We start from the raw sequence: 13,338 nt of genomic DNA on the forward strand, positions 1-13,338 counted from the left end.
ACGGGCTGTTCGGGCACGGGCATGCCGCCGGCCCGAGAGTTCGGCGGCCACGGCGGGCCGAACCGTCCCGCCGCGCCAAGCTCAATGCGTGAACTGCAGCCCAAGATAGACAAGCGTCTGGCGACGCTCGTCGGAACGGGTGCCACGCTCTGCTCCTGCCGCGAAGAGCAGGGCCAGCGAATCGTCGAGCTTGTGATGGACGCCGAGATTGAGGAGGGTTGCATGCTGGCCTTCGCCGTGCCGGCCACGCACCTCGAACATGCACTCGTTGTTGTCGCCACAAGGGTGCGACGCGATCACCCCGGCAATCCATTGGCCCTTCTGCCCCTGAACGAAGTTCTTGCCGACCTCGCCGACCAAGCCCACGCCGGCGACCTCGCCCGCCGCTTCGATGGGCAACAGGAACTCGTGCCCTGGCGAGGCCGTCCCCCGCGCGACCGAAGCATCGGTCAACGCGTGCATGTACTGCGGATAGGTCGATATGGTCAGCCCCGAATCCTCGTCGTCGTAGAAGCGCCACTTCACGCCGACCTCGGTATCGCCGGGCCCGCTGCGAGCGCGCAGGTCCGGCGCGGAGACCCGGACCCAGGGCAGGTCCAGCTTCAGCTGGATGCGGTCGCCCAGCCCGTAGTTGATGTCGACGTCCGGGATCGCCAGTTCGCGCCGCCCGGTGGTTCGGCTCGCGACGGCCGCGACATTGATTTCCCATCGACCATTGCCAGGCGTCTCCGGGTCGTCGGTCACCATCGGCGGCCCGCCCGCGGCCAGGGCGGTGGCTGCGCTCCAGCCGAGCGTGAGCGCGACCAGGACTCGACCAGCAAGGTTTTTCGATATTGCGATGCGGTGACCGGTAAGGTTCATGTCGATAGTTGGCTGTTGGGAAGACGGTTGTGCAGGCTTAACACCATTCTTTTGGAGGCACCTGTACAGCGCCTGAGTGCAACCTGAACCTCTTCTTAAGGCCGGGGCTCGCCCCATGGGCGCCCCCACCAACCGCCGCCATCGCGCCGGCCGGTTCATCGCACTTACGATGGCCCCGTGGCGCGGTGCCTCGAGCCCGGACCGCGACTTAAGCCTCCCTTAATGACCGGCCGGCGATGATTCGCCCTGCCCATCCTGCACGGGCCACGCCGCCAATGCCAGACAACGAAACATGCGACTGCTTGTGATCGAGGACGATCCGATGATCGGTCGGGCAGTCCGGGCCGGCCTGCTGCAGGCCGGCTTCGCGGTGGACTGGGTCACCGACGGCCGTGATGCGGAGCTGTCGCTGGCCAATGATGTCTACGACCTCGCCGTGCTCGATCTGGGCCTGCCGCGCGGCGACGGCATGCAGCTGCTGGCGAAACTGCGGGCGGCTCGCAACGAGCTGCCCGTGCTGATCGCATCGGCCCGGGACACGGTGCAGGATCGCATCGCGGGATTGGAGGCCGGTGCCGACGACTACGTCCTCAAGCCGTTCGACCTCGACGAACTGATCGCCCGGGTCCGCGCCCTGCTGAGGCGCCGCGCCGGCAGCGGATCGCCTCAGCTCCGCCAGGGCGACCTCGTGCTCGACCCGGCCAGCAAGGAGGTCAGCAAGGCCGGCGCGAAGGTCGACCTGTCGCCACGCGAGTTCTCCGTGCTCGAGGCGCTGATGCACAAGCCCGGCGAAGTGCTGTCGCGCGAACGCCTGGAGGAGGCCGTCTACGGATGGGGCCAGGAGGTCGCGAGCAATGCGATCGAGGTCCATGTGCACAACCTGCGCCGCAAGCTCGGTGCGGCGGTCATCAAGAACGTGCGTGGCGTGGGCTACCGATTGGCCAACCCCTGATGCTTTCGATCGAGCGGACGCTCCTGCGGCTGGTGATGGCCGCCTTGCTCATCGGCGCGGTGTCGGTGTCCGGCACGGTCTACTTCGCGACCCTCGAAGAATTCAACGAGGCCCTGGATGCCGAACTCAAGCATGTCGCGACAAGCCTCGCCAGGTATCGCGACCTCAGCGACGCCAGCTCGGCGCAGCGGCCGGCGGGCACGGGCCGAGTCGCCGAGCCCGAACTCGAGGATTCCGAGATCGAGACCTTCACCCGGGACGCCGCGGGCAAGCTGCTCTACGCGTCCGACGAGAAGGTGCGAATGCCCTTCATCGACAGTGAAGGCCTGACGCGGGTCAGCGTCGGCGGGGAGAGCTGGATCGTCTACACCGCGCGTCACCGCGTGGGCTATGCACAGGCGGCGCAGCGCGTCGACTCCCGACGTGCGATAGCCCGCGAGTCGGCGACGCGGATCCTGCCGCCCATGCTGCTGCTGGCCATGGGCATAGGCGGGCTGCTGATCTACGGCTTGCGCCTCGGGCTGCGGCCGCTGGACGCGGCAGCCCGCGATGTCGCCGGTCGCAGTGCGCGGTCGTTGGCGCCGATCGACTGCACCCGCCTGCCGGCGGAGATCACACCCATGGTGCAGGCCATCAACGGGCTGATGGCCAGGCTCGACGATTCGATGACGGCGCAGCGCCGCTTCCTGGCGGACGCCGCTCACGAACTGCGCAGCCCGATCACCGCGCTGCGGCTGCAGCTCCAGTTGCTGGACCGCAGTTCGGACGGCGCCGCCAACGCCGCAGCCAGGGCGGACCTGCAACAGGGCGTGGATCGTGCCCAGCGGCTGGTCGAACAACTCCTGCAGGTGGCCCGCACCGAGCCCGAGGCCCAGATTGCGCCGATGCTGCCGCTGGACCTGGGCAGCATCGTGCGCGAGGTCGTCGAGGCCGCGAGCGCGAAGGCGGAGGCCTGGCAGCTGGACCTCGGCGCCACGCTGGCGGAGGAAGTCCCCGTGCTGGGAGACCGGTCGCAGCTGTTGATCCTGCTGAACAACCTGGTCGAGAACGCGCTGCGCCACACCCCGTCCGGCGGCGTCATCGACGTCGGCGCGGAGATGCGTGACGGGCGACCCGTGCTCTTCGTGCTCGACACCGGGCCGGGGATTCCCAAGGCCGAGCGCGAGCGGGTGTTCGACCGCTTCTACCGCGGCGGGCAACCGGCCCGCTCCGGGCGTGCCGCGCTGGGAAGCGGGCTGGGCCTGGCCATCGTCAAGGCCATCGCCGGGCAGCACGGTGCCGTCGTCGAGTTGCTGGACAGGGTTGGCGAGCCCGGCCTCGAAGTGCGCGTGTCCTTTCCGCGCCGCTGACCGCGAGTTCTGCCGCGGGCACGACCGCGATCCTTAAGTCAGGGATAAGGGGCGCCGTCACACACTGCGCGCCATGGTGGCAGATCCCGGCAAGGACAGCGCCATGCACGGCAAAGACCGAGCTGCGCCCCCGGGCCCACATTGCCACCGAGCTTTCCTCAAGGAGTCTTCATGCTCGAACCGCATCCATCAACCTCGATCGACTGGCGCAACAAGGTGCCGGCGATCGCCCTCTCCTTCTGGGTCATCAAGGTGCTCTCCACGACCGTGGGCGAGACCGGCGCCGACTTCCTCGCCGTGCAGGTCGGCTGGGGCCAGGGCCCCACCAGCCTGGCCATGGCCGCAATGCTCGTGGCCGCGCTCATCGTGCAGCTGCGTGCGAAGACCTATGTGCCCTGGATCTACTGGCTCAGCGTCGTGCTGGTCAGCGTGGTCGGGACGCAGATCACCGATCTGCTGACCGATGGGCTCGGCATCAGCCTCTATGCCAGCAGCGTGGCCTTCGCCATCGCGCTCGCAGCAATCTTCGCGCGCTGGCATGGGGTCGAGAAGACGCTTTCGATACAGACGATCGTCACGCGCCGACGCGAGCTCTTCTACTGGGCCGCCATCCTCTGCACCTTCGCACTCGGAACGGCCGTGGGTGACCTGGCCACGGAGGCCCTGGGCCTGGGCTTCGCGCTGGGCTCGGTCGTCTTCGGCGCGCTGCTGTGCGCCACCTATGCCGCCTGGCTGATGGGCGCCAACGCCGTGCTCAGCTTCTGGGTCGCCTACATCCTGACGCGCCCCTTCGGTGCCGCGATCGGCGACCTGCTGACGCAGGACAGGACCTACGGCGGCATGGGCATAGGCCCCATGTGGACCAGCGCCATCTTCCTGAGCTTCATCGTCTCGCTCGTCGCACTGGCACAGGTTCAGGCGCTCAGGCAGCACCGCCCTTCCGCCCTCCACTAGCCCCTCCACCCCGACCTTCACGGCACATCCCATGAAAACCATGCACACCCTGTCCCGCACCCTCTTCGCCGCCTCGAGCGTGCTTTTCCTCGCACTCGGCGCGCCCGTCGCAAGCATCGCCAATGCCGCGCCGCCGGCATCCGCCAACGCTCAGAGCAAGCTGGGCGATCTGAGCGCCTTTCGCAAGATCGCGGCGGACGTCGACGCCATCGTCCAGTCCGGCGACCTCGCCAAGGCCAAGGCGCGGATCAAGGATCTGGAGGTGAGCTGGGACGCCGCCGAAGCCGGCCTCAAGCCTCGTGCGGCCGCCGACTGGCATGTCGTCGACAAGGCGATCGACCACGCGCTCGCCGCCCTGCGCGCGGACAAGCCCAATGCCGGCGATTGCAAGAAGGCGATGGCCGAGCTGCTGTCCACGTTCGACGCCATGAAGGGCAAGGCCTGAAGCGCCGAAGCGCCGCTTTGCCTCGCTCCCGCCCCCGCCGGCCGATGCCGCCCGGGGGCGCTTTTTCATCGGCGTATCAGTGAAGCTACCTAGTCCCACCTGAACATGATTTCAGGATCGCTTCAGGGAAAGTTCAGCCCCCGTCGATAGCGTCCCGGTCAACGAATGCGGCGCCCATGCAGGCACCGCGTGATGCCGGAGACAACATGGTTGAACTGCGTTCTTCACGAGACGTGCATCGCACGCCGGCCTGGCCCCGGGTCGTTCCGGCGGCCACCCCTGCCTGCTGCAGCTGCCTGCCATGAGGCCACTGCTTCATGGCCATCCGTCCCGGCGCACCTGCCTCGCGCTTGCCGGCGCCGGCCTGCTGCCCTGGCCTGCGCTCGCGGCCGGCACAGGCCATCCGCCCTATCGGCCGCAGGCCCCGGTCGAGGGCCTGATCCGCATCTGGGGGCATGGCAGCCGCGAGCGCTCGCCGGCCGGCGCACTGGTGGCCGCCTGGATCAAGGGCTTCCAGCACTTCCACCCGGCGATGCGATTCGAAGTCACGCTGCGCGGCGACTCGACCGCCATCGGCGGCCTTTACACCGGCGCGGCCGACATCGCGCTGATGGAGCGCCCGCCGATCGCCATCGAGCTCGACGGCTACCGCCCGATCTTCGGCCACGATCCCTTCGGCGTCATCGTCGCCTCGGGCAGCCTCGACCACGCCGACCATGCGCCGGCGCCCGTCGTCTTCGTCCACCGGAGCAACCCGCTGACGCGGCTGAGCTTGCAGCAGCTAGACGCCGCAATCGGCGCGGACCACCGCCGCGGACACCCGCCGGTGAACACCTGGAAGGATCTCGGCGTCGACGGGCCGCTGCGCGATCGGCCGCTGGAGGTACTGACCTATGACATCGCCGGCGATCTGCCCCAGTTCATGCAGCAGGCGGTGATGGGCGGCAGCCAGAAATGGACCGGCCGCCTGCGCGAGTTCGGTACCCCGTCGACAACGGCGGATGAAGGTCGGGAGGCCGCCCGGCGCCTGATGCAGGCGCTGCAGCAGACACCCCATGCGCTGGCGCTGGCGACCTGGCCGGACCGGCTGCCTCAGGCCAGGGCGGTCGCGTTGTCGGCTGCCCTGCCCGCCCCCTTCCTGCTCCCGACGCGCGCGACCGTCTCCCAGCGCCGCTACCCGCTGGTGCGGGACCTGCAGGTCTTCGTCGAGCGCGCACCGGGCGGACCGCTGCAGGCGCCCGTGCGCGAATTCCTCGCCTATCTGCTGAGTGCGCCAGGCCAGCAGGCGATCGCCTCGGACGGCGGCTATTTCGCGCTGCCGGGCCAGGAAGCGGCCCGCATCAAGGAGACCCTCGCATGACTCAACACGCGATGCGCTGCGTCGCAGCGCTGCTCGCCGGCTTCGCCCTGTCGACCGCCAGGGCGGGCGACGAGCCGGATTACCTGAGGGATCTGCAGCCCTATCGGGCCCAGGCTGCCGTCGCCGGCACGATCCGCGTCTGGGGCAACCCCTATATCCCGGAGCTGGTCCAGGCCTGGGAGGACGGCTTTCGCAAGCATCACCCCGGCATCGGCTTCGTGACGCGGCTCAAGGGCACCGAGGCCGCCATGGCCGGGCTGTATGCGGACATCGCGGACGTCGTCTTCATCGGCCGCGAGCCCTACCGGCCGGAGCTGCGCGCCTTCGAGGACTGGTTCGGCTACCCGGCCACCGGCATCAAGATCACGTCGGGCAGCTATGCGACGCAGCACAAGACCTTCGCGCTGATGGTCTATGTACACAAGGACAACCCGCTGGCCGGCATGACGCTGGCACAGCTCGACGCGATCTACGGCGCCGAGCGCCGGCGCGGCGCACCGGGGCCCATCCGCACCTGGGGCCAGCTCGGCCTGAAGGGCGACTGGGCCGACCGCCCCATCCATGTCTATGGCTACAACTTCGACACCGGCATGGCCGGCTTCTTCCGCCTCGCGGTCATGCGGGACAGCGACCGCTGGAACCCCGAACTGAAAGACTTCGACAACGGGCACAGGCCGACGGGCGAGGTCATCAACGCCGGCACCTACATCCTCGATGCCGTGGCTCATGACCCGGCGGGCATCGGCTTCGCCAACGTGCTGTTCGAGAACCCCGGCGTGCGCCGCATCGGCCTGGCCGAGAGCGAGGGTCAGCCCTGGGTCGAGCCCACGAAGCAAAACGCCTGGCTCAGGCGTTGGCCGCTGACCCGCTACAGCACGGCCTTCATCAACCGCCGTCCCGGGCAGCCGGTCGACCCCAAGGTGCGCGAATTCCTGCGCTACATCCTGAGCCGCGACGGCATGCATGCCATCGTCGAAGACGCCGCCTTTCTGCCGCTCGACGCAACGACGCTGCTGCAGCAACTGCAGCAGCTCGATTGAGCGATGCGGCCTGAATGCTCATTAATCTGCAGTTCACTCCCGGTTTAGGGTGGGCGCCTAGTCTCGAACTGCTACCTGGCTTCATTTCATATTCAACAACGGAGACAACATGAAGCAACGCAGAACACAAAGTGCGATCGCCGCCAGCCTTCTCATGTCCGGGCTCGGTGCCCTGCTGGCGGCCCCTGCCGGTGCCGCCGAAAACGACGACAAGAGCAAGCTGGACACGGTCGTCGTCACCGGGTCAGCCGTCCCGATGACCACCAAGGATGCGGCGGCCGTCTCGGTCACCGAGATGAACCGCGAGACCATCGAGAAGGCGGGCGTCAGCACCGACGTGCTGGAGGTGCTGCGCAAGGGCGTGCCGACGCTGCAAGGCCGCGGCAACGCCGGTGCCTCCAACGCCAACAACCTGAACCAGCGCACCGGCGGCGGCTCGCAGCTGCAGTTGCGCAACCTCGACACCCTGGTCCTGGTGAACGGCCGGCGCGTCGCCATCAGCGGCATCGCGGCGGTCGGTGGCAAGGCCTTCGTGAACTCGTCGCAGATCCCGCCCTCGGCCATCGAGCGCATCGAAGTGTTGTCCGACGGTTCCTCCGCCATCTACGGCTCCGACGCGATCGGCGGCGTCGTCAACATCATCCTGAAGTCAGACGCCAAGGGCTTCGACGGCGGCGTGCGCTACGGCAGCGCCGACAACTACAACGAGTACGGCGCCTACATGACCTATGGCGCGAGGTTAGACGGCGCCCGCTTCACGGCATCGGTCAACGCCTCGCACACCGACCCGCTCTACCAGAACGAGCGCTCGTTCTCGACACCCATCACCGGCCGCGTCAGCATCGTGCCGGGCAGCATTGGCGGCGCCAGCCCGGCCCTCCTCGCCAGCGGCCAGGTGTCGCCGAGCAAGAACAATCCCACCGGCGCCGCGGCCACGGCGCCCTCGTTGGCGGCGCTCATCACCAACGGCACCTATCTGGCGTCGAGCACGGCGGCCAATGCCGCCACCTACGACCTGTCGCAGTTCCAGACGCTGATGCAGCAGCAGGACCAGGTCGCGATCAGCCTCAACGCCGTCGCCGACCTGATCGGCCGCAAGCTGAGCGCCTTTGGCGACCTGCAGCTGTCCGACAACCGCAGTTCCACGCGCATGCTGCCGGTCGCCACGACGCTGACCGTGCCCAAGGGCGCTGCCTACGACCCGATCACGGCCAGCTTCGCCGGGGTCAACTTCGCCGACTGGGACCGCCCCCTCGAGCATCATTACGACCAGGGCGCCGCGCGCGTGACTGCCGGCCTGCGCGGCAAGCTCGACAACGGCTTCGGCTGGGAAGCCGCCATCGTCCACAGCCAGAACGACCTGAAGTGGGCCATGGCCAACGTGCTGTTCAAGCCGAACATCCCGCTGGCCGTGCTGGGCGGCTACGACGCCAACGGCAATGCGGTGGCCGGCGGCAAGTTCAGCCGCGTCTACGCCAACTATTCGACGTCCGGCGCCCTCAGCCTCCAGCCCGCGCTCGACCCCTTCGCGCGCGCGGCCGGGCTCGATCCCGCTTCGCTGGCGAACCTGTACGGCACCGAGCGCGTCGACATGTCCAGCAGGCTCGACTCCTTCGATGCCTCGTTGAACGGCACGCTCGGCTCGCTGCCCGGTGGCAAGCCCGGCTTTGCGATCGGCGTGAGCACGCGGCGCGAAGCCCTTGCGGCCCACACCGACGACAACGCGCACAACACCGGCCCCGGCGCGCAGAGCTGGCTGGGCGGCCAGTTCTACGACGCGTTCTCGAAGAGCCGCCGCATCGACGCCGTGTTCGCCGAGGTGCGCGTGCCCATCACCGGGGAGTCCTGGAAGCTGCCCGGCTTCTCGGCGCTGGATCTCATCGCCGCCGCACGCTCCGAGAAATACAGCGACGCCGGCAGCTCGGTGTCGCCCAAGCTCGGCCTGCGCTGGCAGCCCGTCGACCAGAGCCTGACGGTCCGGGCCAGCGTCTCGAAATCCTTCACCGCGCCGACCCTCTATGCGGAATACGGCCCGACAGCCACGCGCCTGGTCGGTAACGGCGTCATCCTGAGCACCTTCGGCCTGAACAACCCGGGCCTGCAGGGCATGGACGGCAACAACCCCAACCTGCAGCCCAGCAAGGCGGACACCAAGTCGCTCAACCTGACCTTCAGGCCGGATGCCGTGCCGGGCCTGTCGCTGTCGGCCGAGTACTCGAATGTCTCGCAGAAGGGCTACCCGGGCGGCATCGGTTTCGCCAACATCCTGCAGAGCGTGAACGCGCTGGGCAGTGCGTCGCCCTTTGCCGCCAATGTGGCCAAGGGTGCCTTCCCCGGTCAGCCGAGTGCGACGCCGTTCGCGAACCCGGGTGACCTGCTGGCCTATCTGCAGGCCGACCCCAACAACTCCCTGAATGTCTACGCGATCGACCAGTTCAGGAACCTGGGCGGCGTGAAGCTGAAGGCATTCACGCTCAACGCGGAGTACGAATGGGAGACCGCGGCCGCCGGCACCTTCACGCTCGGCACGACCGGAACGATCTTCGATTCCTACAAGTTCCAGGCACTGCCCTCCCAGAAGTTCTACGAATATGCCGGCACGGTGACCAACGGTGGCACCGGCGTGCAGGGCACGTTGCCCAAGTACCGCTTCTACACAACGCTGGACTGGCGCCAAGGGCCGTGGCTCGCGACCCTGGGCAACACCTATGTGTCGTCGGTGACCGACCTCGGGCCCGGCGGCATCGTCTACGAGACCAGCAAGACCTTGAAGCCCCTGCCCGTCAGCGCCTACATGAGCTGGGACCTGCGGCTGGCCTACAGCGGCGGCCGTGCCGGTTTCCTCGGCGTCAAGAGCTACACGCTGGCCCTGGGCGTCAACAACATCGGCAACCGGATGCCCCCGCTGGCCCCACAGGCCTACACGGACAACAACGCCGACATCTCCTCCTACTCGCCCCTCGGCCGCATGGTCTACGTGACCGCGCAGGCCAAGTTCTGAGCGGCCGGTTCTCGATGCCGATGAATCACCGACCGAAGCCCGGTCCCGCCACGATCGCAGCCGGCGCGGGGGCTCTCGCCCTGGGCCTGTGCAGCTTCGCGTGGGCCACCCCCACGCCACTGCCCCAGTACACGCCCGAGGCCAAGGTCTCGGGCGTCATCCGCAACCACGGCTTCGGGCTGGGCGGTGTGCTCAAGGAATGGGAGCAGGCCTTCCAGAAGCACCACCCCGGCGTGACGTTCGAGGACAAGCTGCCGACCAGCGATGCCGCCATCCCCGCGCTCGTCACGGGAGTGACCGACCTTGCGCCCGATGGCGGGGAAGCCACGCTGACCGAGAACCTGGCCTTCTTCGAGGTCTACGGCTACCCGCCGACCGAGATCACCGTGGCCTCGGGCGCCTTCGACGTGGACGGCAAGTCCAACGGGCCGGTCATCTTCGTGCACAAGGACAACCCCATCGCGTCCCTGAGCCTCAAGCAGCTCGACGGCATCTTCGGTGCCGCGCGCAGCGCCGGCATGCGCGGGTTCAAGTGGACGCCGTCCGACGGCCGCGGCGCCGAGCTGGACATTCGCACCTGGGGGCAGCTGGGCCTGAAGGGCGAATGGGCCGACAAGCCCATCCAGACCTATGGGCACGCGCCGTCCGGGACCACACGCTTCTTCCAGTGGAAGGTGCTGGGCAACGGCGACAAGTGGAACCCCAACTACCGCGAGTACGTCGAGACCGGAAGCAAGATGATCGCCGACGAGGATCGCACCGAGCAGCGGCTGGGACTGCAGTCGATGTTGCGCAAGGAGCTGTCCCACGACCGCTACGGCATCGCCTGGACCGTGATGCCGCAGGCCAAGGGCGTCGCGGGCGTCAAGGCCATCGCGCTTTCGCCCTCGGAGGGCGCGGCGCCGGTGGCTCCCAGCAAGGAGAGCTTTCAGGAGCGCCGCTATCCGCTGGTGCGCAGCATCTACATCTTCCTGAACCGCAAGCCCGGAACGCCCCTCGAACCCAGGCTGCGCGAGTTCCTGCGCTTCGTCCTGAGCCGGGAGGGCCAGCAGATCGTCGAGCGCAACGGCAGCTACCTGCCATTGCCGGCCGAGATGGTGCAACAACAAAGACAGAAGCTGGATTGAGCGGTGCAGAACCAGGACATGCCGAGCCGGCTCAACAAGGTTCCCGACGTCGCCCTGGGCTTCTGGATCATCAAGATCATGTCGACCACGGTGGGGGAAACGGTCGCCGACTATCTGGCCGTCGAGGCGGGGCTCGGGCAGGGCATCACCGCCGGCATCATGGGGACCCTGCTGGCCGTCGCGCTCTGCATGCAATTGCAGGCCCGCAGCCATGTGCCCTGGATGTACTGGCTGACCGTGGTGCTGGTCAGCGTGGTGGGCACGCAGATCACCGACGTGCTGACCGACCGCCTGGAGGTCAGCCTCTATGCCAGCACGGCGGTGTTTGCCGCGGCCCTGATCGCGATCTTCTCGATCTGGTTCAGGAGCGAACGGACCCTTTCGATCAGCGCCATCGACACCCGCCCCCGGGAGCTCTTCTACTGGGGCGCCATCCTGTGCACCTTTGCCCTCGGCACGGCCGCCGGCGACCTGGCGACCGAAGCCCTGGGCCTGGGCTTCCAATGGGGCGTCATCGCCGGCTGCGCGCTGATCGCACTCACAGCACTGGCCTACTTTCTCGGGGCGGACATCGTGCTGAGCTTCTGGATCGCCTACATCCTGACGCGCCCCCTGGGCGCGGCGCTGGGGGATCTGCTGTCGCAGTCACCGGCATACGGCGGCTTCGGCCTTGGCGCGAAGGCGACCAGCATCGCCTTCCTGATGGTCATCGTCAGCCTGGTCGCGCTCGAGCAACGCGGGCGGCGACAGGCCTTGGCCAGCCCCGCGTCGCCCTGAATCGGCCACGCCCGTTCCGCCCAATCCGCATCCAAAGGAGAACGCCTTGCAACCCATGGGGCCCGCCCACCCGTCCCTGCAGCCCAGCACCCGCTACACCACCACCGCCATCGTGCTGCACTGGCTGGTCGCCCTGGGCCTCGTGGCGGCGTTCTGCATCGGCATCTACATGGGCGACCTGCCCCGCTCGCCCACCAAGCTGCAGATCTACGGCTGGCACCGGACGGCCGGCATCACGGTGCTGGCGCTGGTGCTTGCCCGGCTGTTCTGGCGCGCCACCCACCACCCTCCCGCGGACCTGCCCATGCCGGCCTGGCAGGCCACCGCGGCCCATGCCCTGCACGGCCTGATGTACGCGCTGATGCTCACCGTCCCGCTGGCCGGCTGGGCCATGAGCTCGGCCAAGGGCCAGCCGGTGGTCTGGTTCGACGTGCTGACGCTGCCCGGCCTGCTGCCTGCCGACAGGCCGCTCGCGCATCAGCTCGAAAAACTGCACAGCCTGCTGTCCTGGGTCCTGCTGGCCTCGGTGGCCCTGCACCTGGCCGCCGCGCTCAAGCACCATGTCATCGACAAGGACGGCCTGCTCGACCGCATGCGGCCGGGCAAGGCCGCATGAGCATCATGCCGATGGCCGCTCTCGGCCGAGGGCGCGGGCGCACTGCCGCACAATGAGCCATGCCGCACAAGCCCGTCCGAGGCTTGGCCGGCCGAAGGAGACAAGGCGATGAAGATCCTGGTCATTGAAGATCAAGAACGGCTCGGGCGCTTCCTGCAGCAGGGCCTGTCCGAGTGCTCGTATACCGTGACCTGGGTGCGCAACTGCGCCGATGCCTCGGACGCCCTGGCCGAATCCAGCTACGACGCGATCGTGCTCGACCTGGGCCTGCCCGACGGCGACGGGCTCGACCTGCTGCGCCGCTGGCGCGCCAGCGGCTTCAAGGAGCCCGTGCTCATCCTCAGTGCCCGCGACGGCGTGCAGGACCGCGTCAAGGGCCTGGACCTCGGCGCGGACGACTATCTGCCCAAGCCATTCAGCCTGGAGGAACTGCTCGCGCGCGTGCGCTCCCTGGTGCGCCGCCAGTCCACCGTCAAGCAGGTGGTGTTCGAACATGCCGGCATCCGCCTGGACCTGCTCAGCCACACGGTGCAGATGAACGGCAAGCCCGTGGACCTGACCAGCCGTGAGTACGCGCTGCTCGAGGTCTTCATGCAGAACCAGGGCCGCATCCTGCCGCGCACGCTGATCTCCGAAAAGATCTGGTCCTCCCACTACGACGTCGACACCAACCTGCTCGACGTCTACATGAGCCGGCTGCGCGCCAAGCTCGAGGTCCCCGGCAAGCAGCTGTTCAAGACGGTGCGGGGCGTCGGCTACCAGTTCATCTGAAAACCGGTTCAGGTTTGCTAAAGCACGGGTTCAGGTTCCCGCCCTAGCATGGCTTCTCGCGGGGCGCCCGCCCGTTCGAGAGGCC

12 protein-coding genes are annotated in these 13,338 nt (G+C 68.1%); 11 read left to right on the forward strand and 1 reads right to left on the reverse strand.

Annotated elements, in window-relative coordinates:
* Positions 1-81 precede the first annotated feature (81 nt).
* Positions 82-861 carry a hypothetical protein gene (locus EV671_RS16570; protein WP_132573728.1) on the reverse strand — a complete coding sequence of 260 codons (780 nt, stop codon included), beginning with the start codon at positions 859-861 and terminating at the stop codon, positions 82-84.
* A 292-nt stretch (positions 862-1,153) separates the two neighbouring features.
* Between EV671_RS16570 and EV671_RS16575 the strand changes: the two genes are divergently transcribed.
* The 11 genes from EV671_RS16575 to EV671_RS16625 all read left to right on the forward strand — a co-directional run bounded on the left by EV671_RS16575 (position 1,154) and on the right by EV671_RS16625 (position 13,253).
* Positions 1,154-1,813, forward strand: a complete 660-nt coding sequence (locus EV671_RS16575; protein ID WP_132573730.1) for a response regulator — start codon at positions 1,154-1,156, stop codon at positions 1,811-1,813.
* A gap of 35 nt (positions 1,814-1,848) precedes the next feature.
* Positions 1,849-3,162, forward strand: a complete 1,314-nt coding sequence (locus EV671_RS16580) for a sensor histidine kinase (protein ID WP_165917610.1) — start codon at positions 1,849-1,851, stop codon at positions 3,160-3,162.
* A gap of 171 nt (positions 3,163-3,333) precedes the next feature.
* Positions 3,334-4,116 carry a COG4705 family protein gene (locus EV671_RS16585; RefSeq protein WP_132573734.1) on the forward strand — a complete coding sequence of 261 codons (783 nt, stop codon included), beginning with the start codon at positions 3,334-3,336 and terminating at the stop codon, positions 4,114-4,116.
* 31 nt (positions 4,117-4,147) lie between these two features.
* Positions 4,148-4,561 carry a hypothetical protein gene (locus EV671_RS16590; RefSeq protein ID WP_132573736.1) on the forward strand — a complete coding sequence of 138 codons (414 nt, stop codon included), beginning with the start codon at positions 4,148-4,150 and terminating at the stop codon, positions 4,559-4,561.
* 301 nt (positions 4,562-4,862) lie between these two features.
* Positions 4,863-5,921, forward strand: coding sequence for a PstS family phosphate ABC transporter substrate-binding protein (locus EV671_RS16595; protein ID WP_132573738.1), 1,059 nt, complete (start codon positions 4,863-4,865; stop codon positions 5,919-5,921).
* A complete protein-coding gene (locus EV671_RS16600; RefSeq protein WP_132573740.1) occupies positions 5,918-6,961 on the forward strand; it encodes a PstS family phosphate ABC transporter substrate-binding protein in 1,044 nt (347 codons plus the stop codon). Before EV671_RS16595 ends, EV671_RS16600 begins: the two co-directional genes overlap by 4 nt.
* Positions 6,962-7,070: 109 nt before the next feature.
* The gene (locus tag EV671_RS16605; protein ID WP_132573742.1) at positions 7,071-9,962 is read left to right on the forward strand and encodes a TonB-dependent receptor plug domain-containing protein; all 2,892 of its coding nucleotides are present in this window, start codon (positions 7,071-7,073) and stop codon (positions 9,960-9,962) included.
* A 20-nt stretch (positions 9,963-9,982) separates the two neighbouring features.
* Entirely contained in the window at positions 9,983-11,089 is a 1,107-nt protein-coding gene (locus EV671_RS16610) for a PstS family phosphate ABC transporter substrate-binding protein (RefSeq protein ID WP_165917612.1), read from the forward strand.
* Between the two features lie 18 nt (positions 11,090-11,107).
* Positions 11,108-11,866 (forward strand): COG4705 family protein, encoded by a 759-nt coding sequence (locus EV671_RS16615; RefSeq protein WP_132573826.1) that lies wholly within the window; start codon positions 11,108-11,110, stop codon positions 11,864-11,866.
* A 55-nt stretch (positions 11,867-11,921) separates the two neighbouring features.
* Complete coding sequence (locus EV671_RS16620) at positions 11,922-12,482, forward strand: cytochrome b (RefSeq protein ID WP_132573828.1); 561 nt, start codon at positions 11,922-11,924, stop codon at positions 12,480-12,482.
* A gap of 108 nt (positions 12,483-12,590) precedes the next feature.
* Entirely contained in the window at positions 12,591-13,253 is a 663-nt protein-coding gene (locus EV671_RS16625) for a response regulator transcription factor (protein ID WP_132573746.1), read from the forward strand.
* The last annotated feature ends 85 nt before the right edge of the window (positions 13,254-13,338 follow it).

This window comes from Roseateles saccharophilus, assembly GCF_004342485.1.
Classification (GTDB): domain Bacteria; phylum Pseudomonadota; class Gammaproteobacteria; order Burkholderiales; family Burkholderiaceae_C; genus Pelomonas; species Pelomonas saccharophila.

Excerpts from the sequence above, each read along its gene's own strand:
- EV671_RS16615 (WP_132573826.1), top strand. The coding sequence starts at position 11,108 with ATGCCGAGCCGGCTCAACAAGGTTCCCGACGTCGCCCTGGGCTTCTGG.
- EV671_RS16590 (WP_132573736.1), top strand. The coding sequence starts at position 4,148 with ATGAAAACCATGCACACCCTGTCCCGCACCCTCTTCGCCGCCTCGAGC.
- EV671_RS16625 (WP_132573746.1), top strand. The coding sequence starts at position 12,591 with ATGAAGATCCTGGTCATTGAAGATCAAGAACGGCTCGGGCGCTTCCTG.
- EV671_RS16585 (WP_132573734.1), top strand. The coding sequence starts at position 3,334 with ATGCTCGAACCGCATCCATCAACCTCGATCGACTGGCGCAACAAGGTG.
- EV671_RS16610 (WP_165917612.1), top strand. The coding sequence starts at position 9,983 with ATGAATCACCGACCGAAGCCCGGTCCCGCCACGATCGCAGCCGGCGCG.
- EV671_RS16575 (WP_132573730.1), top strand. The coding sequence starts at position 1,154 with ATGCGACTGCTTGTGATCGAGGACGATCCGATGATCGGTCGGGCAGTC.
- EV671_RS16620 (WP_132573828.1), top strand. The coding sequence starts at position 11,922 with ATGGGGCCCGCCCACCCGTCCCTGCAGCCCAGCACCCGCTACACCACC.
- EV671_RS16580 (WP_165917610.1), top strand. The coding sequence starts at position 1,849 with ATGGCCGCCTTGCTCATCGGCGCGGTGTCGGTGTCCGGCACGGTCTAC.
- EV671_RS16605 (WP_132573742.1), top strand. The coding sequence starts at position 7,071 with ATGAAGCAACGCAGAACACAAAGTGCGATCGCCGCCAGCCTTCTCATG.
- EV671_RS16600 (WP_132573740.1), top strand. The coding sequence starts at position 5,918 with ATGACTCAACACGCGATGCGCTGCGTCGCAGCGCTGCTCGCCGGCTTC.
- EV671_RS16595 (WP_132573738.1), top strand. The coding sequence starts at position 4,863 with ATGAGGCCACTGCTTCATGGCCATCCGTCCCGGCGCACCTGCCTCGCG.
- EV671_RS16570 (WP_132573728.1), bottom strand. The coding sequence starts at position 861 with ATGAACCTTACCGGTCACCGCATCGCAATATCGAAAAACCTTGCTGGT.